The organism is Flavobacterium davisii, from assembly GCF_019565505.1.
GTDB lineage: Bacteria > Bacteroidota > Bacteroidia > Flavobacteriales > Flavobacteriaceae > Flavobacterium > Flavobacterium davisii.
This window is the reverse complement of sequence record NZ_CP067378.1, coordinates 1792626-1815531: the sequence shown is the minus strand read 5'-3', so window position 1 is coordinate 1815531 and position 22906 is coordinate 1792626. Positions and strand designations below refer to the sequence as shown.

Below are 22906 nucleotides of genomic sequence, written 5' to 3'. Positions count from 1 at the left end.
TCATATTACATAGTACTGATAGTACAACTTTTTCTTTGATTGAATTAAAAAATAATACATTAAGTTATTACTTTTTAATCTCAAAATGTGTAAGAAAAAATTTCTGTGTATTTTTATTTTCTTTCCTTCTTTATCTTCATTACAAAATTTATCGAAAAATCTGATTTTAAAAAATGGCCAGTGTTTTCACGTGGAACTAACGCTCTATTAGAATAAACAGAAATAATTTATTTAAGTTATAATTATTTACTTTTTATTTCATTCTAAACTTGTAACATATCAGACAGTTATAGTCTAAATCAGGCATATAATCCATTATTTTTAAGAATATTTTATTAACATTTTGTTTTATTTTTTAAAACACACATTTGTTTATTCAACTTATTTTTTTATTTTTGTAAGAAATTACATCTTACGTTATGATTTTTTTAACAGATATTACAGTTGTAAATTGCTTTCAAATTTTTGTATCTTTGTGACATGTCACAGCTTAAAACCCTTTTAATCAGTTTTTTTATTTGTTGTGAATTGCTTTCAAATCTTGATATTTTCATAATGAGTTAGTCTCTATTAAAAGAAAATTGACAATCAGATGCTTTAATATTTATTCTAAATAAATTAAAAGTTGTAAGAGTTATTGGTTGATGAAGTTTTTTATCTTATTATTAATAAAAAACTTCTATAACTCGTTTTTTTGGTAATAAAAATGCTTGTTTTAACTTATTTTTGCACTCTTTCTCCTTTCTTAAAACCGATCATCTGTTAATCTTTGTAATGAAGCAGAAAAGTAGAATGTACAGGATTTTTATGTCTATTTGGTTTTACTAGATTGAAGAGACAAACAGTAGTACTTTTTAAAAATTTAATAGTAAATAAAAACGAAATTAATAGACCGATTCACGAGTAAATACTTAAGTCTTTTCTACACTTTAATAAGAATAATTTCCAAACTAATTTTTGAAATATTGAAGGTGAAACTATAATTTATTTTTTTAGATTTTTACTTCTTGAAATGGCATCCTTCAATATATTTAACCCAGATTTCAAGAAAGTATTATTCTTTGACAAATGAGAGCTAACTTGCACTTGCGAGCAAAGCCTATGTAAAAAATGATGAATTTATCCCCTCCAAATTTTGGCTGAAATGTAAAAAGGCTTCCAAATGGAAGCCCTTTGAGACAATCAATGATCAAACATCATGTTATCTCGTATAGAATAATTTTAGCTAAGATATTACATTTCCTCGCATTTTAATAAAAAGAAAATTTATGAAAAGTTTCGAAAAAATGCGAATTGTAAATCCCAATGTGGCAGCAATTAATGTCGGATCACGTTCTCATTTTGTAGCCATAGGACAAGATAAAATCAAATTAGAGATTTTAATTTTTATCAATTACTTAAAATAAGTTAGATAGAATTACGCGTTAAACTCAAAGTGAATTAGATTACGGTTTCTGCCCCTTAGATCTACAAGAAAAAATTCCGTATATTTTTTTCTTCCCTTTTCATCTTCATCACGAAATCTAATACGGGATCTGGGTTTAAAAAATATAAAACCCGTTTTTAAGAGTAAACTCTTAAAACGGGATTAAAATTAAAAATAAGGAGGTCTTGAATCTTAATTTTATTGATACATTTTACCAAAGAAAAATATAAAGATTCTTTTATTCAAAATCCTTTTTATCTATCATTAAATAATATATATTATTTAGTTACTCTTGTAATCGTTCCTAATCTATCTAATTTGAGCTTCCAACATGTAGATTTAATTTGAGTTCCTTCAATAGCGTTTTCCATTTTATTAGAGCTAGTAAACTCCATTTTATTTACAATAGATGATGCTATTTCCGCTTTAATAAAAAAACATTGTTTTCCGGAGGAACTCACCATTTTATAAATTCTACTTGTTTGTTCTTTTGTCAAATTTTTGAAATCTACAATATCTGGATTTTCTATTTCATCTGGTGTAGGTACAAATACTAAATCTTGAGGAGATAATGCAAAAACTAAATGATTCCCTTCTTGATTTCTTTGAGGAACAGCAGGTAGTCCTTGCTTTAGCATTTCTAAAACGTCATTAAAAGGGATTGTTTCAAAATAACGATCATTTTCTTCATTTTTATAAATAGCAAAAAATAAATTAGTTCCTTTTTCAGCTTCTACGTATTTATTTTTTTTATTTCCTTTAATTCCTAGAGGGAATTTTACTCCTTCTTCATAAATACGTACTTTATAAATAGGTTTATGATCAAAACCATCATTATATTGTGCTATATTAGTATTCAATTCTTCTATTCCTTCAGGTGAAAAGGCTAATTCTGAACTTCCTTTGTATTCTAAATACTTTTTAAGTATTTTTTGAATTCCTGTATCTGTTATTTTTTCAATGGATTTAAAATCTATACTAGAATCTAGGAATTTACGAGTTGCTGTTAAAATTTTACCTTTTGTTGGTGTTTTGTAAGACAAATATACTTTTCCTGAAACCGTTTCTTTATGTAATGGTTTACGAATGGCCCAATTATCTCCTTTTGTTTGCCTTACTTTTACTTTTTTTCCGTTTTCATTATATTTTTCGTAATAGTTTACCGTTTTGTTTATAATTCTCAAATTTTGTTTAAAAGATGGGATCATAAACTCTAGAATATCTTTAGTTTCTTGGCTAAAATCCGTCCAAGGTTTTGTAAAGACCCAATTGTATTTTGTTTGATCTTGTTTATTATATTTTTTTCGCATAATTGTGCTCTTAAATCCAATCTTGTTTTTTGAAATATTTCACGATAGTTTTCTTTATCTATTTTTATATTTTTAAATTTTTCCCCTTGTACATTTTGGTTATTCATATAGTTAATATGATGACGAGTTATACAAGCTATGACAATAGCATCTAGAGCATGATGACGATGATCCAATCTTTTTTACGAAATCCCTTTATGTATTGATCAGGTACTATAGGAGTCATTTTTTCTTTTTGTTCGTTATAGGTCGTAAATAAATTTGTTTTTGTGATAGTATTTAATCTTTCAAAACGATATAATAGTAAATCATTCCAAACATCGTTAAGATCCCAATCATTTTTAAGTGCTCTAGTCATTTTTCCTGAAACGGATAAGATATTTATTGAGTTTGTTCCGTTATCTGTTCCATCTTCTTTTCTAACTATTTTAGACAATAATTGCATGACATATTTACTTACGTAACGTGTGTCATTTAACTGTCTTTCAACCATTTCTATAGGAAGTTCTTCCAATAAAAGGTTTTTTCTTTTTATTTTATTTTTTGCATAATGTGTATTAACAAACTCTAAATATTGCTTTGGGCTTAATAATCTTATTGTTTTACCATCTTCTAAAGTTATCTCTCTTACTTCATGAGTACTAATAAACTCGTATCCTAATTGATTATTTTTTAATCTATTAATTTCCGTTTCACATATTACTTTATTAAACAAGCTATCATCATAATATTTGCTTCTAGGTATAATATGTTCTATTTCATAATTAGGTGTAAATAGCTTACTCAAAGGTATAATCTGACCTGTGTAGGGCGATTTATATTGTTGTTCTAACCAAATTCTATATTGTTGCAATTGCTTTTGGGTTGGCTGCGCAATCTGACTGATCTTTATAATTTCTTCTTCTATTTCAATTCCTGAATTTAAAATTCCTTCTTCAAATATTTTCAAAAGTTCTTGATGTTTGGTTGAGTTTGGTTTTACGTGTTCAACGCCTTCATTAAGTAACTCTGTAAGGAGTGCCTTTATTCTGATATTTGTGGATTCATGTTTGGAATTAGTACTGGATATTTTTCTACGTTTATCAACCGGATTTTTTAGATCTTTTCCTAATTCTATATGTATTTCGTTAAAAAAATCTTTTTTACCTTCTCCCTTCTTAATCCATATATCTCTTACCACGCGAAGCGTTTCTGTTACGACTTGTTCTACAATCGGATTTCTTAAGGCATGTCTTTTAAATTTTTTTAAAAAATATCGATATCTTGAGGCGATTTCCATTTTTCAATTTCAGTACTTTCATTATGACTATTATATATTATATGTCCTGCTAATCCAATTGGTAAATTTTTAAAATTATCTTCTTTAGAAAAATTACTTGTTTTTTCTCTTACTAAGGTAGAAATGGTGTCATCTACTTCTCCATTAATAATAGATTGAATTTTTTGCTTTGTAATTGTATCAATATTGTCATAACTCCAATACTTACCCAATCGCATTAGGGGTAATAATTTGTTTATTGCTTTTAAAGAGTAAATGGCATAATCATTTTTAAAAGGAGGTATTCTCTTGAAAGTATTAACAAAAAGTTTTACATCAAGTTTATTCTTGATAGCAAATTTTGTTAAGGCTTTTTCGTATTGTTTTTTATCTGTTACGGAATAAATTATATGCCAAAGATGATAAAGTCTTTTTTGAGTTAAAAAATCATTTTGAATGTTATTGATTTTATCTAATCTGTTTTTTATTAAAAAATAGGTTTCACCACAGGGATAGTTTTTGGATTCATCTTTTTCATGATCGTACACATAATTCCAACGATATTCTTTTATTTTATTTTTAATTTGCTTGGTTTTTAAATCTGGGAATTTCGTTTTTATTAAATATTCTAAGAGCCCTTTATGGTCAATTTCTTTTTTATTCCACAAGAAATCAAAAAGATTTTCTAGATCTTGCTCATCTTTGAGGAAAAAATTAGTGTAATTATCATTGGATAATTTTTCATATATCTTGAGATTTTTGATCCATTGCCATAACCGAAATTCTTGAAATAATGGATGTGATTTAACAACTGCTGGGATAAATTCTGTAATTTTTTACCTTCTTTTTTAAATGTACGACTTTCATAGGTACATTTTCCAATATTATATTTTGGAGCTTTTAAAGGACGTTGATAATATAAAATATCGTTAATAAAAAGGTACGCAATATCTTTGTTTTTTAATACATTTTTATATATTTCATTCTTAGGATATAATTCTTCTAAACAAGCTTTATAGAGTTTAGTGTTATTTAATTCGGGATGGTACTCTTTTTGTTTCGTAATAATTTGTAAAAGTTCTTCTTTATAAATACTTCTATCAATAGTTCTTACAAAAGCGCCTTTAATTTTAAGATCTGGATTATTAAGTAATGCGTCATAAATATAAGTTCCTAGAGTTTTTCCTGATTCTAGAATTTCTTTTTCTGTTTTCTTTTTAAGCAAAGTCCAATCACCTTCACTAGGAGATCTAAAGCTTCTTTTTTCTTTTCCGTCTTTATCTTCTTTGATTGAACCATCTTGATTCAGATCAGTAGTTACAATAAAATCTTTTATTTTTCCTTTCCAATTAAATAATGGAATTTTACTTTCTCTTCTATAAATCCATCCATTTTCTAGGTTAATACTATACCATATTTTTTCATTTCCTCCTTTAACTTCATCTGCTACAACCTCTATAACTTGTAAGGAGTAAAATTCGACTAATTTATTAGGGCTATTTTCTTCATCTTCATCTCTTAATTGATTATAGCCTCTTTTTTGATTAAACTGAAGTAATAACCAAGCTAATTCTTCTTTTTCTATTTTCTGATGAAGTGCTTTTTTTCGCAGATAATAAATAGTCCAATCGTAAGGAATTTTCTTATTATTTAAAAAAAGATCTGGATATTTTTCATAAAATTCTTTTAGCATTTCATGAAAAGAATTTTCAAAAATAAATTGATTTTGTTTGTATGCTAATTTAGGTTCTGTATTTGGTAAGAATTTTCCTAAATGTTTTTCAAAATCAATATTTTCAGCATAATGCTTAGGTAAAAAATGAAGTACATTTAAAACTCTATGCAAACGTTCTCTTCTTAATAAAAATCGTTGTATTAGTTTTCGTTTACTACGATAATCTGTTCGTAAAGCTGTTTGTGTTTCGGTAATAGTTCCTGAACCAAATTTATCCAAAACATCTTGTGTCATAGGTATAATCCTACTACCTGCTCCTAGTATTTTACCTCTTTTATTTTCATAGTCTTCATTTATCAGAGCCCAACCTATAGAATTGGTTCCTATATCTAATCCTAAGTTAAATTTATTCATTAGTTTATTTATTTATAACAATATTATTATAAAAAGAAACTAAAACTATTTTTTTAAATCAAAAAAATGTATATTCGTATAACAAAATTTGAAAGCAATTCACAATAAGGATTATTCCGTTGTGAAAACATTTAGGTTGCCTCTTGCCTATAACTAGGAGGCTATTTTTATTTAAAGAAAGTGGCTATTTTACGATCATTGCTTAAACGTGGTAGTTTGTTTTGTCCGCCCAATCTTCCGATTGATTTCATATATTCTTGAAAGCCATCTTTTCTTACCTCAGTAATTAGAAGAGTTCTTAATACGTGACCAGCAATTAAATCATCATAATATACATTTTGTTTACGCATGGCAGCGTCTATCTTTAAGGCAAAGGCATTTAAATCTTGAGGTTTATTTTCAAATTCAATCAACCATTCATGATAAGGTAACCCTTCTGTGGGATTAATTTGAGGCGCTACTGTAAATTCATTTACTCGCACTGTTGTACCTTCCATAGCTTCTTGCAAAGCATTTTCTACTTCTTTGCCTATAACGTGTTCTCCAAAAGCTGAAATATAATGTTTGATACGTCCTGAAACTATTACTCTATACGGACTTAAGGAAGTAAATTGTACTGTATCTCCTATATTGTAGGCCCAAAGTCCCGCATTGGTAGATATAATTAGTACATAGTTTATCCCAAGCTCTACTTCTCCAATGGTATATCTTTTAGGTTTTTCAGTAAAAAATTCCTCCGCTTTTATAAACTCATAAAAAATTCCAGAATTCAATAATAAAAGCATTCCTTTTTCTTTTTGAGAATCTTGGTATGCAAAAAAACCTTCGGATGCTGGAAACAATTCAATAGCATCGACTTTACGGCCTATTAAGTTTTCAAATTTTGCTCGGTACGGTTCGTAATTCACTCCGCCATAAATAAATAAATTGAAGTTTTTAAAAACCTCTCCAACTGGTTTTTTAGCTTTTTCTGAAAGTTTTTCAAAATACATTTGTACCCAAGATGGAATTCCAGAAATAATAGCCATATCTTCTTGAAAAGTTTCTTCAACTATAGCATTTACTTTAGTTTCCCAATCTTCTATACAATTGGTTTTCCAAGAAGGCATTCTATTTTTTTGCAAATATTTAGGCACATAATGCGCCACAATTCCTGAAAGTCTTCCTAATTTAATTCCATTTTTTTCTTCTAGAATTGGACTCCCTTGTAAAAAAATCATTTTTTTATTAACAAAATCCGCTTTTCCTGTTTCGTATACATACTCCAAAATTGCATTCCGTGCTGCCTCTATATGATACGGCATCGATTCTTTTGTTAACGGAATATATTTTGCTCCAGAAGTTGTTCCAGAAGTCTTGGCAAAGTAAATGGGTTTACCGATCCAAAGAATATCTTCTTGTCCCTTGACTACAAGGTCTATATAGGGACGTAATTCTTCATAATCCCGAACAGGAACTTTTTGAACATAATCATCAAATGATTGTATTTGTTCAAATTGGTGATCTTTACCAAACTGTGTGTGTTTTGCTTTTTGGATAAGTTGATCAAAAACTTTTTGTTGGGTTTCTATTGGTTTATTTACCCATTTTTGGGTCTTATGATGAATGAAGGAAGCAAATAATTTTGCTCCAATACTTTTTATAGACATTATTTACTATCTTTTTTTGCTGCTGCTTCTACTTGTTTTCGCAATTCTTTTTCTTCTTCAGATACTTGCATGTCATATTCTGATGGATCAACATAATCAGAAGCTAAAATAGAATCTTTGTTTACTTTGGCATATTCTAGATCACCTGTTAATACTTTTTTAACTGATTCTATATAAGCATTATTCTTTTTTATCTCAAAATCTAATGAATCTGATTTTAACCCCAATAACAGTGCTTTTTCTTTTAATTCGGTTGAGGAATAACTCTGGAATATATTCTCTCAAAGTTGTAAAGGCAATAATATAGGTAGTTATCGAAATCAAAAAAATTGCTCCAATAGATAGTAATAAAAAAACATTCAAAATAGTCAATCGAAGTGAAAACTGCTCTTCAAAAGTATCTTCATTTAAGATAATTAAACGTCTTTTTGTAATAATTTTATCAAAAAAATCTTTGCGGTTAAATTTTTTAAGTATCGACATAAACCCAATTTATACGTATCACAAATATAGGAAAATAGAATTGCTGTTGGGTATATGAATAATAATTCGTTAAAAATTACATTTGAGTTTTTTCTTTATTATCTTTGCATCTTAATTTAAATGCAACTTTTGCGAAATTTTTAAGAATATGGGAAGATTAGGTCCAACTGAAATTATACTAATAATTGCAGCTTTGTTATTATTATTTGGCGGTAAAAAAATTCCTGAATTAATGAAAGGTTTAGGAAGTGGTTTGAACGAATTCAAAAAAGCTTCTAAAGGAGAAGATACTGCAACAAAGAAAGAAGAAGAAACTAAAGAGTAAGTAATATTGTACAGCCAGATTGTACCCTTTCAGTAAAATATGGTGGGGCTATGATAGGGCTTTCTTATACTCCAAATCTATAAAAGAATTAAACATCATCAAGAATCAGGAGTTATCAAGAAAAGTACTGTTATTCTGAATCCTTCAAAAATGGGTATATAGTTTTTTACATATTGTAATATAACTCTTAAAAAACAATCCTTAGAAAATTTAAAAAATTTCAAGGAGGAATGAATGAAAATACATGAAATACTAGAAGTAATCAGTATTTCATGTATTTGTGGTTATATGTTAAAAATTGCAGTTACAGATATTGAAACTTGCAATAATTTGTGGTAACAAGTTAACCAATACTTCAAATGATGGCGATATAGCAGTAATATTGTGATAAACACGGTCAAAAACAAAACCTCTTATTATTTAACTGAGATTTATTAATGTTTTTTTGATTCTGGTAAATTCTTCGATTTATCTTATTATTTTGTAAATCATCTTTTATTACCTCCGCATTTGAATAAGATATTTGTATTGTATACCAACTATTTTTATTTCAGTTGTTTTGAAACGATTTCATACACTTCTCTAAAATCCGAAATTCTAACTCATATACGTACCTATTGAAAATATTGTGAGAGTAGCAACAATACCATAGCGGTTACTTTTCCCTTTTACCCCCCTCATCATCTGCACATACAAAACATTGTAACTCATCTATTCAAAATTGAGTAGCAAGGTTATGAAAGATCTATTTAAAAAAAAAGAACTATACCTAACTCCAGAACTAATGGAAACATATTTTCTTCTTTTATATTACTATTATCCCTAATTTCGAATTGAGTTCATTACCACTAAACTTGTAATTAATCCAAAATTCTTGATTTTGATTGTTACGGCTAATCTTCTTTAACGTAATTCTCATGACATAATCAAATCCGAACTGAGCACATATTAGGTATTTTTCTAGATTTCGATATAATCAAAACTTTTCATTCTTTATCTTCTCTTAAATTAATCTCCTCTTTTCTTCTTGATTTTTTTCAATAATTTATTCAGTTGATTGTTTTTAAATACCAGTTACTCCTACTTTCACAGACGTTTTCATATTATTTTATATTGTCTGAGCTAAGTGAATATAGTTCTTATTTCTATATTTAAATACCAAACACAAATTGAATTTTTATAAGATATAGAAATAAAAAAGATGATATACTATAAAAAGTCCTTTTTAAAATATAAATTTATAATGTATTTAGCTTAAAATAAGAAGGAGAGTAGGATACAGTCTACTGGAATAAAAGTACTTTTATATTAAATTAAGGACTCATCTATATCAATCAACAATAAAAAACAAGACATAACAATTAACGTAAAAATATTTTTATTTTTAACTTTTTTAAAAAAGTTTTATTATTTTGAATAAAATTTTAATAAATTACATTTTAAGATAATCTTTAATATCTAAATAAACTATAAATCTGAAATATTACTAAAATATCATTAATTTATATAATTGATTTTTTCAAGGATTTTTTGATTATATTAATAACAAATAACTTGTTTAATGAATTTATAATAAAACTAACTGAAAGATTTTAAGACAATATTTATAATTATTATTTTTGTACTAAAAAACTAAATAATTACTTGATATGGAAATGAAAATTAGCTTTGAACAAGCACGTTTAGATCATTTGGGTTGGATGCACAAAATGAGGGACTTGTTAGATGACAAAATAGAATTAGCTGAAAGTGAAATTGTATCACACTTACAATGTCGTTTAGGAAAATGGTTTGAGTCAGAAGGTCGCGACGAGTTTGGGGAATTAGAAGAAATCCAAAGATTTGATGTAAAACATGTTAAACTTCATAAACTTGCTAAAGAAATTTATGTTGAACATAAATTAGGCAATAAAGCAATTGCAGAAGAATTATATTTAGATCTGTCTAGTACTTCTCAAGAAATTGTAACACTTTTAGATGAAGCTGAGAATAAACTAAATATTGGTTTAACAAAAGTAGTAGAAAGAGAGATTCCTGTTAAATTATTAGATGATGCCGCTCCTTGGGATAAAAGCAACACGCTTGTAATAAAAATCTTACCAAATAATGAAATTGAATATGTAAATGCGTATTTTACTGAAGTTTCAAGTTTTGAAAATAAAGATTTGATTGGTAAAAATTTTAATTCTATACTTCATCCTGATATTCCAAAATCTATTGAAAAAATAATAATTGAAGATAATAAAATAACAGAAAGAAATACTAAAATTTTAAAGTTTGTTACTTATAACGGTAAATTCATTTGGGCTATTGCTGACTTTATACCTGCTATAGTTGATGACGAAATAGTTGATATTACCGTAAAATTATCAGGCGTTAACAATGCTATTTTAGCTAAATTCATCATTCCTTTGTACGAAGAAGTTAAAATAATAGAAGCCAAAAAAGGAGAATCGAGTGGTATTTCTTTCTTAAATAACTTTTTAGAAGAACGTAATCGTACTATGGATGAATATATTCAAAACCTTATCATAACAGGACGCGATTCTATTAAAAGTGCTGAAAAAAGAACTTGGTTAGGTAAACTATTTAATATTAGTTTGTAAATCATGCGTTTTTTAGCCCCAAAAATCCTTAACAACAGTAGAAAAATAAAACTCTACTGGTATTCTACTGCAAATTATTTAGGCTTATTCCTAAGTATAATCGCTGGTTTTTTCTTATTTCCTAAATCTCTAAGTGTATTAGGTGAAATTAAATACGTAGAAACTATCGGTTATTTTGTTTTTCCATTTTTTCTTTTTGGATTAGCACAAAGTTTAGTAAAATTTACACCTTATTTTGAGAAGTTTCATGTTCCTAAATTACATGGAACTTCCTTATTAATATCAATTGGAATTTTTTTCATTTTTTTCATAGGTTTTATTATAACAAATAAACTGAAACCTTTTAATAATGCCGTCTATTATGAATTTGGTCTTATACTGGGTTTAATTTTAGCCCTGATAGATTTAACCAAAAGTGTATCTATCATATATAATCGGGTAAGTTTTGTTATAATTTTAGAAAAAGTTGCCCCTCGGTTATTTTTACCTGTCTTATTTTATTTAAATTATATAAAGGTAATTCCAAATAATGAACTTCTTTTATTTTATGTTATTTGTTATGCTGTATTAACGTTCATTATGCACTTTTATGTAACCAAAGAAAGTAATACTAATTTTTCTCTCAAATACTATTTCTTATTTGAGAAGGTGAGTATAAGAGAATTTTTTGAATATTGTTTTTTTAGCTTTTTAGGTTCTTTTGCGTTGCTATTGATAAACAGAATTGATAGTATTATAGTTCCCAGCTACTTATCGATGAGTGAAAATGGTTTATATTCTATTTTAACAACATTAACCTCCATCATTTTTATGCATACTACAGGTATAAATGCTATTTATGGTGTTGCCATTTCGAAATTACTTTTAAAAAGAAAATTTATTTACTAAGTAAATTATATAAAAGTTCTACTTATCATGCTTCCTTCTATTCTTTAATATTTATAGGTGTTATTCTTATAAGTTTACCTTATATAAAAAATACCTTAGATCCACAAAATCAGTTTTTAAATATAGAAACTATTGTTTGGATTTTATGCTTAGGCGCTTTTAGTAATGTAGCTACAGGTTTTAATAGCGAAATTATTGCTTATTCTAAATACTTTAAATTTAATTTATTTATTGTAGCTATTTTGTTATTACTAAATTTAACTATGGTTATTTACTTTTTAAAATTTACACAATTAGGTCTGTTAGGTGTTGCTATCAGTTCTACTACTTCTATTGTTTTATATAATATTTTTAAAACATACTATGTATATACAAAATATAATATACTACCTTTTAGTAAAAGTTATTTACAAGTTATTTTTTTAAACATAGTACTTTTTGTAGGAATTTTAAATATGCCTTATCAAGAACAAAATATATTGATAACATTCTCTATACTATTCGTCTACCTAGCCTTAAATATTATTTTCTATAAAATATTTAGAAGAAATTACTTAAAAAAATCAGAAATTTAAATAAATAAAAAAATCGTTCTTAGGAGCGATTTTTTTATTTACACGAAATTATTTGTCATACAAAAAAGCATTCTTTTTTAGTACTGTGTCTCTTTATTAAATAAAGCCAAAACTGAAGAACCAATTTCTTTATATTTTGTATTCTTTATTCCTTTTATCCTCATCCAAAAGTCTCATCCAAAATCAGAAATAAAGATTTTATATTCATCAATTAAAACGCTTAATTTTTATATTATTTACCTTATTTACAGATATTTATATTTTACTTGTTTTTATAGGCTTATTTATCTAATTTAGAAATTTAAATACAACTTATGAAAACATATTTATATCTTTTAATGTTCTTTACACTTATTGGTAATGCGCAAAATCCTCGGACAAATTGCACAAAAATTTGGTTCAACAAATGGATTTGATGGTACAGTAAGTACTATTACTGTACAACCTGATGGAAAAATACTTGTAGCGGGTACTTTTCATAAATATGCTGGACAACCAGTCAAAAAAATAGTACGATTAAATGGTAATGGTACGATAGACAAGTCTTTTTCTACAACAATACTTCTTAACGATGATATAACTTGTATTGCTGTACAACCTGATCGAAAAATACTTATAGGCGGACATTTTACCACTTATAATGGAGCAAGCCAAAATAAAATTATACGACTAAATAGTAATGGAACTAAAGATAATAGTTTTATAATTGGAACTGGATTTGATGCTAGTGTAACTAAAGTACTTGTACAACCCAATGGAAAAATTATTGTTGGAGGCAATTTTAACACTTATAATGGATCCATTCAAAATAAAATAGCTAGGTTAAATGGTAATGGTTCTAGCGATACTTCATTTATAACAGATACGGGATTTAATAATTTAGTGACTGATATGGCACTTCAAGCTGATGGAAAAATTTTAGTTACAGGTTTATTTTCAACATACAAAGGTCAGAACGTAAATAATTTTATACGTATCAATACAAATGGTACAAAAGATAATAGTTTTCATAATGGTAGTGGTTTTGATAGTACAATTAACTCTATTGCTATACAAACCGATGGGAAAATTATTGTTGGAGGCAATTTTAAAAATTTTAATGGTGTTTCTCAAAAATATTTAATTCGATTAACTAATGATGGATCAAAAGATGCGACTTTTAATACAGATGTAGTGTTTGATGGTGCTATACGATCATTAGCAATTCAAAATGATGGAAAAATTGTAATAGCTGTAATAGGAAAACCTTATGTACATGTTGGCCCCATAGAAACAAATATAATTCGTTTAAATCCTGATGGGAAAAAAGACAACAATTTTAGCACGGGGAGTTGTAAAAGAAGCCTTATTTGTCTTTCACTTCTTCCATGTGGAAAAATTATAGCTGGAGGATATTTCTCTATTTATAATCAAGGATATTCAGCTAATAATATAGTTTCAATAAATACAAATGGAACATTTGATTTAAACTTTAACCCTAATATAGGTTTTGACAAGACCGTACTAGCCGCAGTAGAACAAAAGGATCGAAAAATAGTTTTGGGTGGTCATTTTACACGTTATAAAAACAATTTATCAAACTATATTATCCGTCTAAATCCTAATGGATCTAAAGACACATCTTTCAATATAGGAAATGGATTTGATAAAAATGTATCAGTAATTGTAGTTCAACCAGATGGAAAATTAATTGTTGCAGGCTCTTTTAGTACTTACAAAGGAGTTACAGAAAATCATATTATTCGTTTAAACTCTAATGGAACTAAGGATATAACGTTTAATACAGGAACTGGATTTGATGGAAATATTAATACTATTCTTTTACAACCTGATGGAAAAATATTTGTAGGAGGTGAATTTACACAATATAATGAAGTTACTGCTAACCGAATTATTAAACTAAATTCCAATGGTAGTATTGATACTACATTTAACACAGGTACTGGTTTTGATACAGATGTATTAACAATGGCTTTAGAAACGAATGGAAATTTAATTGTTGGAGGTGAATTTAATTCATATAATGGTGAAACTGAAAAAAATATAATTCGATTAAAAGCAGATGGGGTTAAAGATACGTTATTTAATACTGGTACTGGCTTTGATGCTGCTGTAAACAATATTACTTTACAAGCTGATGATAAAATTTTAATTAGTGGTTACTTCTCCAATTTTAACAATTCCTCTGCAAATTATTTCGTGAGATTAAATACAAATGGTACTCGAGACACAACATTTAACATTGGAACTGGTTTTAACAGTTCACCTTCTACTATGCTAATACAAACAGATGGAAAAATTATTGTTGGAGGGTCTTTTACGAGTTTTAACGAAAATCAAGAAAATTATATTATCCGTTTAAATCCTAATGGAACTAAAGACAGTACATTCATTACAGAAAATGGTTTTAATAATTCTGTCTTATCTATTACCCCTCTTCGCAACGGAAAAATTTTAGTCTCAGGCCATTTCAATAACTATAACAACTCTACGGATACCGCTTACTTAATAAGTTTATATAATAACTCTAGTTTACCTAAAATTACTGTTGCCAAAGAAGCCGAAAATAATACTTTTGAAATAAGTCGTACCCATGCTTCTATTTTTCCAAATCCAACTAATGATATTTTAAACATTAGTTTAGATAATAACTATTTTATCTCTTCTATCCAAATACTAAATTTAGAAGGTAAGATCATACATGAAGATATAAATACAACTATAAATGTTCATGAATTACCAGCAGGATTGTATATAATTAAAATCAAAACGGATAAAGAAGAAATAACTAAAAAGTTTATTAAACAATAAACTTTAAAAATCCTAATAATTAAAATCCCAAATTCCAAGACACTTCGACAAGCTCAGTATGACTATGGAATTTGGGATTTTTTTAATGTTTTACAAAATCATCGTTAACTGGATTCTTTTCCTAGCTTCATCCACCTCAACGACTTTTACTTGTACGTGTTGATGTAATTTTACTACTTCGTTTACATCACTTACATAGCCTTCTTTGAGTTGGGAAATATGTACGAGTCCGCTTTCTTTAATTCCAATGTCAACAAAGCAACCAAATGCCGTGATGTTATTCACTATACCGGGCAGAATCATTCCGCTGCGAACATCGGCGATGGTTTTTACATTCGGGTCAAATTCAAAAACTTTTGCCACTTTGCGTGGGTCTAGTCCTCGGGTTTTACTAATTCCTTTAAAATATCTTTGATACCTAAAATACCAACGCTTTCAGAGATATAATTTTCTGGTTTTATTTTGTCTATCTTTTCTTTGTTTCCAATTAATTCGGCTACTTTGATTCCTAAATCTTTGGCCATTTTTTCAACCATTTTATACGATTCTGGGTGTACCGCCGAATTATCTAATGGGTTTTTCCCGTCTTTAATTCGGATAAAAGCGGCTGCTTGTTGGAACGCTTTATCTCCTAAACGAGGGACTTTCTTGAGTTGGCTTCGTTCTTCAAACGCACCATTTTCTGAACGGTAATTGACAATGTTTTCTGCCATTTTTTCACCAATTCCAGAAACATAACTCAACAACGATTTACTTGCTGTGTTGATGTTAATCCCCACCGAATTTACGCAACGTACTACCGTGGTGTCCAATTCCTCTTTTAACTTGGTTTGGTCTACATCGTGTTGGTACTGCCCTACTCCTATGGATTTTGGATCAATTTTCACCAATTCGGCTAAAGGGTCAGACAAACGGCGTCCTATAGAAACGGCACCACGAACGGTAACATCGTAGTTTGCAAATTCTTCTCTTGCAATTTTTGATGCTGAATATACGGAAGCTCCTGCTTCTGAAACGACAAATACTTGAACAGGCTTGTCAAAGGCAATTTTTTTAATGAAAAATTCGGTTTCACGACTCGCGGTACCGTTGCCTATCGAAATGGCTTCGATATTATAGGCATTGACCATTGATTTTATTTTTTTCATCGCCATCGTGGTTTCATTTTGAGGTGCGTGCGGAAAAATAGTTTCATTATACAGTAAATCTCCTTTTTCGTCCAAACAAACCACTTTACAACCCGTTCTAAATCCGGGGTCGATGGCTAAAATTCGTTTTTCTCCTAATGGTGGTGCTAATAACAACTGACTTAAATTCCCTGCGAAAACATCAATTGCTTTAATATCGGCTTTTTCTTTAGCTTCTTGTAAGGTTTCGTTAGAAATAGCAGGTTCTAATAATCGTTTGTACGAGTCTTTGATAGCTAATTCAATATGTGAAGTCGTGCTATTATTTCCTTTAATGATGTTGTCTTCAATAAAATTGATGGCTTCTTCTTTTTCTATTTCGACATTCAATTTTACAAAACCTTCGGCTTCTGCACGAAGCATCGCTAATAATCTATGCGACGGAGCTTTGCTTATAGGTTCTGCCCATTCAAAGTACTGATTGTACTTTTGCGCTTCTTCCTCGTCTTTTTTTGCTTTCACTACCTTAGTTGTAATTTCAGCTTTTCGCTGAAACATACGGCGTAGATTTTTACGAATAAAAATATTTTCGTTAATCCATTCGGCTATAATATCACGAGCTCCTTGAAGGGCTTCTTCCTCATTGACTACTTGATCATTTAAATATTTACTAGCTAGAAAATCGACATCATCATTACGTTGTGACATAATTATTTTAGCGAAAGGTTCCAATCCCTTTTCGCGAGCCACATCAGCTTTCGTTTTCTTTTTCTTCTTATAAGGCAGATATAAATCTTCTATTTCCTGAAGATCATAACTGGCTTCCATTTTATTTTTTAATTCGGGAGTTAATGCGTTTTGTTCTGTAATCGAATTTAAAACACTTTCTTTACGCTTTACAATTTCATCGTATTGCTTGTTTAATTTGGCTATTTGTTCAATCACCACCTCATCCAGATTACCAGTAGTATCTTTTCGATAACGAGCAATAAAAGGAATCGTACAATCTTGTGAAAGTAGTTCGAGTGTATTTTGAATATTTTTTGCGGCCGTTTGTACTCTCTGTAGTATAAAGTCAATGTTTGTCATTTCATAAAAAAATAAGAGTGCTAAAATACCATATAAATTAAAAAATGTAAAATTTTAAATCAGGATATTATTTTTTATTTAAGATGTAATATTCTGTATTTTCTTACTGTTTTTTTATTTAAAAATTTATTTTTGCATGATCAAACAAACATTATATGAAAAAAATTTTTTAGGTTTAATAACCTTACAGTTTCTGTTCAGTTGTTCAAAAAATGAAGAAGCAATTGAAGAAACTCCTGTGTCAACAATTAATTTACTGAACGCTCCTTATTCTTCTTTGTCACCTGAGCAGCAAAAATTAAAACTAGAAAGTGAAGCAAAATCAGTGATTACTGAATTTGATAAAACTAAAACATCTTCAGCTATAGAAGCCATTCAAAATTTAGATAATTTATTAGAAATTAATAGAATTGATATCGTAGGTGGTAAAAATAATAATGGCTTAAGTGATATTTTTAATGTATCTGATGTTTTTGGTATATATACTTGGAATAATGCTATTAAAAAATGGGAAAAAACAGTTTCAAATAATAACTTAACTTTTAGATATCCTTCTAAAATTTCAGGAACTATCAACGACGCTGAAGTAGTTTTAAACGCAACAGCTTCACCTATTAAAGTTGACATAATTGATACTCCTAAGCGTTATCAATGGGTATATGATGCAAATGTAGGATATGCGGTTCCTGTTTTAGTATCGAATGAAGTATTAGATAAAATTCATTTGCCTTTAACTGTTGATGCTACAATTAAAATAAAAGGTATTGATTCTGGAAATATTAGTGTTGTAAATACATACAATAACAACAATCATATTCCCACAATATCTAATTTAAAATTAACATTAAACGATGGTTATGCTTTAGAAATCAAAAACAATAGAAATAGTTCTCCATCCGTTGCTAGTGCTTTATTAACATATAATGGTAAATCTATTTTAGGCTATAATTTTGATTCAAGTGGTAACATTGATCAGTTATTAAATAATCATAATTCTTCATCAACAGATTATGGTAAGGCTAACACTTTGATAACTATTCTAGATAATTTTGCTATTTTAGGATCAGGTGATATTGAATCTATTACAACAGAACTTGAAAAAACTGAAAGCAGTATTCCTCAACCTAATTATTTTTCATCTGATTATTATATAAAATTTAATGACAGAAGCAAAAAAATAAGCGATTTAAAAGCTGAACTTTATAATAAATATAGCAAATTGGTTTTAGTTTCTAAAAAGGATAAAAATAAAATTGCTGATATTGTAGCAAAATCTGAACTCGTATCTTCAACTAATATACCTTTTGTTTGGAGAAATGGAACATGGGAATTTAGTATGGGAACCGTTTTTCAAAAAATTGAACGATACGATGTTAAGTATTATCTAAAATTTAATGATAATTCAGTAGTTGCAATGAATGTGTATTTTTCTACTGGTTTTGATTCTTTAAAAAATCAAATAGAAGATTTTATAACTTTTTTTAATAAATAAATAAAAAAGCTGTCTTTGACAGCTTTTTTTATACTATTTCATTTTGATTACCTTTGTATCAGCACCATAACCAGCCCAAATTCCTAAGCCTCCTTTTATATTCGATTTTAGATTAAAAGTGGCTGGAAACAATGGATTTTGGCCATTTAAAATATCATTTTGCCAGCTGTTCCAAAATTCATAACTCTTTTTTTCTAATGTTCTTAATTTTACTTCTACAATTTTACCTGATGGAAAATAGGTTTCGGTATTTTCTACTGGATAAAATTGAATGCCTTTTAGTAAATTCAACTTTACATTTTTTGTAGTAAATGTTTCGTCATCAATTGTACCATATAGAGTCGGGATAAATAATGAGTCTTTTCCCACTATTTTAGTTGCTATTTGATAATAATTTTTGCTATCAGGATCTATAAACGCTATTCCTATTTTTCTTTTAAAATCATCTATTTTTTCAATAGCTAATTCTTTTATCGATACAGATTCAGGAATAGTTGTTTCAGCTCTTAATTCTTTTCCATTAAATTCTATCGTTAAAGTATAAGTAAATCCTTTTTACCTATTATATTTTCTCCTGTATAAATAAAAGGAGGAATATAACCATTTACCATTTTTAGATGCAATATTTCAGCATTTATCCCATCTGAAACAGTCACTTTAGCTGCTCTTATAAAATATTTATCAATATTATTTTGGTTAAAATTAGTGTTAGTGGGTATACTTTTTGATAAAATTACATTTGCCACACCATTTTCTTCAATCCAACCTTCAACGATTAATTTGGACTCTGAAACTTTTGTACTATTTGTGTCTTCTTGGCAAGAATAAAAAGAAAACATAATTACAGTAACTTTTAAACTAAAATTTAAAATACCAATTAATCGAGGGGATAATTTTATAAAATACTTTATCTGTTTTAGTAATAGATAATTGTTCTTCATTTTTTTCAAAATTGATAGATTGATAAACTGGATTTTTGACATTAAATAAGTTATAAATACTAAAGGTAATCTTACTTTCTTTTTGTACATTTTTAATAATCCAGAAATTAAAAGAAAGATCTGTCCTATTATAAAAAGGAAGTTGAGCTTTATTGTATTGATTATATTCTTTTACAGGTACATTGTTTATGAAATAAATCTGATCTGAAGAAGTAAATCGGTTTCCCGAACTTACTATTTGTGTCAATCCTACTATAATTTTTGGAGTAAAACTATATGTTAAAGTTGTAGACAAATTATGTCTCCTATCATATTTAGCATAAAAACTACTTCCTCCATCTATATCAGGAAAATTTCGTAATGATTTACTCCAAGTATAACTCATCCATCCTTTAAATTTGCCATTTTCTTTCTTCAATAAAAGCTCCAAACCATAAGCTTTACCATTACCTATAAAAATATCTTTTTCTATAGAAGAGGCTTCATTAAATTGAGAAAGTGCTAATGGATAAATTAATACATTCTTCATTTCATTATAAAAAAAATCAAAATTTAAAATAACATTCTTATTAAAATGATGGTTTATACTAAAAGAGACCTCTTTTGATTTTTGAAAAGGTATATTATTGGTAGATGCAATCCAAAAATCAGTTGGAATTCCTATACTAGAAGTAGTAACTAAACTCAAATGTTGGTTTTTTTGAGCTAAAGTAATATAATAATTTGTACTGCCTTTTTCATTAAAATAAATACCTAGTTTGGGTTCAAAAGAATATTTATTTATATTAGAATGATTAAAATAATTGAAACGAACTCCTGATTTAATATGTATATTATCTACTATAAAAAAATTGAAATCTTGAAAAATTGAAAATAAGTTAGAATTAGTATCCGCATATTTTGTTTTGGGTATAAATCCAAAATTACTCAAATTTAAATTATATGGAGAAATAGAATAATTATTATAACTTAGTCCTGCTTCAGATTTTATTTTATAAATATTATAATTAATCGTGTTTTTTAGGCCAAAATCAACAATGGAAGCATTTATGTTTATAGATAAATCATGCTGAAATATATTCATTATAGATAAACTCTTAGAAAAATATGCGTTTGTAAAAAATTTAAGCTTCTCGTTTTTTTTATAATTAAACTGAGTAGTCCCAATATAGTTTTTCCAAGTTAAATTAATATCAGCAAATAACTCTTGACTATTATATTTCAAGTTATCCTTACTTGTCATAAAATCAAAAATAACACTAGATTTATTATTTATTTTATGTGAAGAAGAAAAATTAACATCCTGAAAATCATAGTTTACATCATTTTTAATATCCAATAATTTAAAGAACTCATCCATATAAGTTTTTCGATATGATAAAGAGAACATCGACTTTTTAAATGGTAATTTTATATTAAACTGTGAAGCTAGTAAACCTAAATTCGCTTGAAAACTAAATTTATCATTAGTTAAAATATTACTCTTAGTGTTTACATAAGCCCCTAAAGTATTACCATTGGCAGAATTTAAGTTTGATTTATCATAAATTAATTCACTTAAATGAAACGAATTATAATAGGGAAATATTCCAAAAAGATGAGTAGAACCATAAACCGGTACATCATTATATTTAAAAATAGAGTGTCCTGCATCGCCTCCTCTAATGTATAAATAGCCATTAACATCACCTGAATTTTGAACACCGGGGTTAGTTGTAACATTTTTGAAACATCAAGAGTACCTGTTAAAGAAGGTAACTCGTTCAATTGAGGTATATTCAGTTTTAAAATACTCTTTTCGTTTTTAAATAATGTTTTTCTTCTATCTTCATTAATTATAATTTCATTAATTTTTGGATTTTGTTTTAAAATAATATTTATATATATATCCTTAGTAATTTTAAAATCAGATTCATAATTTGTATAACCTTCTGCTTCTACTTTAAGATATAGTTTATCTCCCGTTATTTTAAAATTGAAATTACCCAAACTATCTGTTGCAATAGTTTCACTAAAATCTTTAACAGTAAAAGTAACTAATCCCGAAATTGCTCTCTTATTTATATCCTTTATACCACCTTTTATTTGAAAAGTATTTTGAGTCCAAGCAAATGTATTTAAAAATAGTGTAGAGTATAAAAAAATGGCTTTCAACGGTTTTAATATTTTAAAATTTAATTAACAAATATAACTATTATGACTACTTTTGAAATCTTTAAAATCATTGATTTAATGAAAATATTTCTACCTTATCTACTAGCAGTAAATATCATTTCGTTATTCTTATTCGGTATTGACAAGTTCTTAGCAATTAAAGACAAAAGACGCATACCCGAAAAAGATTTGTTAGGCATGTCATTAATAGGTGGAGCTTTTGGTGGTTTATTAGGCATGTTTGTATTCAAACACAAAACGTCGAAAATGAGTTTTATTTGGCGATTTGTAGTTATCTTTATCGTTAATGTAGTTGGGATTTATTTTTTGTTGCGATAAAAAAGCCCTTTCAAATTCTTTATTCAAAAGGGCAATTGTTTTACAGTATAAAATCTAAATAGTTTTTCCTATTCACCACTTCAAAAGTCGCATCGGGATAGGCTTTAGCAAAAGCAGTTGGAATCTTAGCTTTCTTACTTTCATTCCATTTGAATTCAAAACCTGCCAAGTCATCAGCGTTTTCTTCTAACCAGTCCAATTCTTGTTGGTCGTAGGTACGCCAGAAATAATTGTTTCTATGCATTTTATGATAATGCTGTTTCTTCATACGTTCAGAAACTAAATAGTTTTCCCATAAGTCACCTATATCAGTGCGGTTTTGAAAACTATTAAAATTTTGAATA

At 27.7% G+C, this 22906-nt stretch carries 17 protein-coding genes and 2 pseudogenes; 7 read left to right on the top strand and 12 right to left on the bottom strand.

Going from position 1 to position 22906, the window contains the following annotated elements:
* Positions 1 to 1268: 1268 nt before the first annotated feature.
* Complete coding sequence (locus tag JJC05_RS08760) at positions 1269 to 1406, top strand: hypothetical protein (protein ID WP_164849063.1); 138 nt, start codon at positions 1269 to 1271, stop codon at positions 1404 to 1406.
* A gap of 298 nt (positions 1407 to 1704) precedes the next feature.
* On the opposite strand, the gene JJC05_RS17135 is transcribed toward JJC05_RS08760, so the two are convergent.
* The 6 genes and pseudogenes from JJC05_RS17135 to JJC05_RS18225 form a co-directional block, all read right to left on the bottom strand.
* On the bottom strand, positions 1705 to 2736 hold the full coding sequence (locus tag JJC05_RS17135; RefSeq protein WP_258928314.1) for a hypothetical protein: 1032 nt from the start codon (positions 2734 to 2736) through the stop codon (positions 1705 to 1707).
* Positions 2640 to 4015: pseudogene (gene cas9, locus JJC05_RS17130) on the bottom strand (type II CRISPR RNA-guided endonuclease Cas9). Before cas9 (JJC05_RS17130) ends, JJC05_RS17135 begins: the two are co-directional and overlap by 97 nt.
* Positions 3982 to 4662: a hypothetical protein gene (locus JJC05_RS17125; RefSeq protein ID WP_258928312.1), complete on the bottom strand. Its 681-nt coding sequence runs from the start codon at positions 4660 to 4662 to the stop codon at positions 3982 to 3984. Before JJC05_RS17125 ends, cas9 (JJC05_RS17130) begins: the two are co-directional and overlap by 34 nt.
* A 17-nt stretch (positions 4663 to 4679) precedes the next feature.
* Complete coding sequence (cas9, locus tag JJC05_RS17120) at positions 4680 to 6083, bottom strand: type II CRISPR RNA-guided endonuclease Cas9 (protein ID WP_258928310.1); 1404 nt, start codon at positions 6081 to 6083, stop codon at positions 4680 to 4682.
* A gap of 167 nt (positions 6084 to 6250) precedes the next feature.
* Positions 6251 to 7732, bottom strand: coding sequence for a GH3 family acyl-acid amido synthetase (locus tag JJC05_RS08750; RefSeq protein WP_105196841.1), 1482 nt, complete (start codon positions 7730 to 7732; stop codon positions 6251 to 6253).
* Positions 7732 to 7959, bottom strand: a complete 228-nt coding sequence (locus tag JJC05_RS18225) for a hypothetical protein (RefSeq protein WP_309597290.1) — start codon at positions 7957 to 7959, stop codon at positions 7732 to 7734. The genes JJC05_RS08750 and JJC05_RS18225 overlap by 1 nt, the downstream gene beginning before the upstream one ends.
* A 404-nt stretch (positions 7960 to 8363) precedes the next feature.
* Between JJC05_RS18225 and tatA the strand changes: the two genes are divergently transcribed.
* The 4 genes from tatA to JJC05_RS08725 all read left to right on the top strand — a co-directional run bounded on the left by tatA (position 8364) and on the right by JJC05_RS08725 (position 15420).
* Entirely contained in the window at positions 8364 to 8540 is a 177-nt protein-coding gene (gene tatA / locus JJC05_RS08740; protein ID WP_088393321.1) for a twin-arginine translocase TatA/TatE family subunit, read from the top strand.
* Between the two features lie 1649 nt (positions 8541 to 10189).
* Positions 10190 to 11146, top strand: coding sequence for a CZB domain-containing protein (locus JJC05_RS08735; protein ID WP_105196843.1), 957 nt, complete (start codon positions 10190 to 10192; stop codon positions 11144 to 11146).
* A 3-nt stretch (positions 11147 to 11149) separates the two neighbouring features.
* Complete coding sequence (locus tag JJC05_RS08730) at positions 11150 to 12034, top strand: MATE family efflux transporter (RefSeq protein ID WP_235877233.1); 885 nt, start codon at positions 11150 to 11152, stop codon at positions 12032 to 12034.
* A gap of 935 nt (positions 12035 to 12969) precedes the next feature.
* Positions 12970 to 15420 (top strand): T9SS type A sorting domain-containing protein, encoded by a 2451-nt coding sequence (locus JJC05_RS08725; protein WP_235877232.1) that lies wholly within the window; start codon positions 12970 to 12972, stop codon positions 15418 to 15420.
* A 90-nt stretch (positions 15421 to 15510) separates the two neighbouring features.
* On the opposite strand, the pseudogene JJC05_RS08720 reads toward JJC05_RS08725, so the two are convergent.
* Positions 15511 to 17636: pseudogene (locus tag JJC05_RS08720) on the bottom strand (Tex family protein).
* 136 nt (positions 17637 to 17772) lie between these two features.
* Between JJC05_RS08720 and JJC05_RS08715 the strand changes: the two are divergent.
* Entirely contained in the window at positions 17773 to 19128 is a 1356-nt protein-coding gene (locus tag JJC05_RS08715; protein ID WP_235877231.1) for a hypothetical protein, read from the top strand.
* Positions 19129 to 19161: 33 nt separating this feature from the next.
* Here the strand turns inward: JJC05_RS08715 and JJC05_RS08710 are convergent, their stop codons facing one another.
* From JJC05_RS08710 to JJC05_RS08695, 4 genes are all read right to left on the bottom strand, one after another.
* Entirely contained in the window at positions 19162 to 19620 is a 459-nt protein-coding gene (locus JJC05_RS08710; RefSeq protein WP_258929692.1) for a DUF4249 family protein, read from the bottom strand.
* Positions 19621 to 19661: 41 nt separating this feature from the next.
* Positions 19662 to 19967 (bottom strand): DUF4249 domain-containing protein, encoded by a 306-nt coding sequence (locus JJC05_RS08705; protein ID WP_235877230.1) that lies wholly within the window; start codon positions 19965 to 19967, stop codon positions 19662 to 19664.
* A 19-nt stretch (positions 19968 to 19986) separates the two neighbouring features.
* Complete coding sequence (locus JJC05_RS08700) at positions 19987 to 21429, bottom strand: TonB-dependent receptor (RefSeq protein WP_235877229.1); 1443 nt, start codon at positions 21427 to 21429, stop codon at positions 19987 to 19989.
* Positions 21430 to 21626: 197 nt separating this feature from the next.
* Positions 21627 to 22223 carry a hypothetical protein gene (locus tag JJC05_RS08695; RefSeq protein WP_235877228.1) on the bottom strand — a complete coding sequence of 199 codons (597 nt, stop codon included), beginning with the start codon at positions 22221 to 22223 and terminating at the stop codon, positions 21627 to 21629.
* Positions 22224 to 22265: 42 nt separating this feature from the next.
* Here JJC05_RS08695 and JJC05_RS08690 point away from each other — a divergent pair, with 42 nt between their 5' ends.
* Positions 22266 to 22562 carry a DUF1294 domain-containing protein gene (locus JJC05_RS08690; protein WP_258129685.1) on the top strand — a complete coding sequence of 99 codons (297 nt, stop codon included), beginning with the start codon at positions 22266 to 22268 and terminating at the stop codon, positions 22560 to 22562.
* Positions 22563 to 22602: 40 nt separating this feature from the next.
* On the opposite strand, the gene JJC05_RS19130 is transcribed toward JJC05_RS08690, so the two are convergent.
* The gene (locus tag JJC05_RS19130; RefSeq protein WP_508625129.1) at positions 22603 to 22806 is read right to left on the bottom strand and encodes a DUF4143 domain-containing protein; all 204 of its coding nucleotides are present in this window, start codon (positions 22804 to 22806) and stop codon (positions 22603 to 22605) included.
* Positions 22807 to 22906 lie beyond the last annotated feature (100 nt).

Excerpts from the sequence above, each read along its gene's own strand:
- JJC05_RS08760 (WP_164849063.1), top strand. The coding sequence starts at position 1,269 with ATGAAAAGTTTCGAAAAAATGCGAATTGTAAATCCCAATGTGGCAGCA.
- JJC05_RS17135 (WP_258928314.1), bottom strand. The coding sequence starts at position 2,736 with ATGCGAAAAAAATATAATAAACAAGATCAAACAAAATACAATTGGGTC.
- cas9 (WP_258928310.1), bottom strand. The coding sequence starts at position 6,083 with ATGAATAAATTTAACTTAGGATTAGATATAGGAACCAATTCTATAGGT.
- JJC05_RS08750 (WP_105196841.1), bottom strand. The coding sequence starts at position 7,732 with ATGTCTATAAAAAGTATTGGAGCAAAATTATTTGCTTCCTTCATTCAT.
- tatA (WP_088393321.1), top strand. The coding sequence starts at position 8,364 with ATGGGAAGATTAGGTCCAACTGAAATTATACTAATAATTGCAGCTTTG.
- JJC05_RS08735 (WP_105196843.1), top strand. The coding sequence starts at position 10,190 with ATGGAAATGAAAATTAGCTTTGAACAAGCACGTTTAGATCATTTGGGT.
- JJC05_RS08730 (WP_235877233.1), top strand. The coding sequence starts at position 11,150 with ATGCGTTTTTTAGCCCCAAAAATCCTTAACAACAGTAGAAAAATAAAA.
- JJC05_RS08725 (WP_235877232.1), top strand. The coding sequence starts at position 12,970 with ATGCGCAAAATCCTCGGACAAATTGCACAAAAATTTGGTTCAACAAAT.
- JJC05_RS08715 (WP_235877231.1), top strand. The coding sequence starts at position 17,773 with ATGATCAAACAAACATTATATGAAAAAAATTTTTTAGGTTTAATAACC.
- JJC05_RS08705 (WP_235877230.1), bottom strand. The coding sequence starts at position 19,967 with ATGTTTTCTTTTTATTCTTGCCAAGAAGACACAAATAGTACAAAAGTT.
- JJC05_RS08700 (WP_235877229.1), bottom strand. The coding sequence starts at position 21,429 with ATGGATGAGTTCTTTAAATTATTGGATATTAAAAATGATGTAAACTAT.
- JJC05_RS08690 (WP_258129685.1), top strand. The coding sequence starts at position 22,266 with ATGACTACTTTTGAAATCTTTAAAATCATTGATTTAATGAAAATATTT.
- JJC05_RS19130 (WP_508625129.1), bottom strand. The coding sequence starts at position 22,806 with ATGCATAGAAACAATTATTTCTGGCGTACCTACGACCAACAAGAATTG.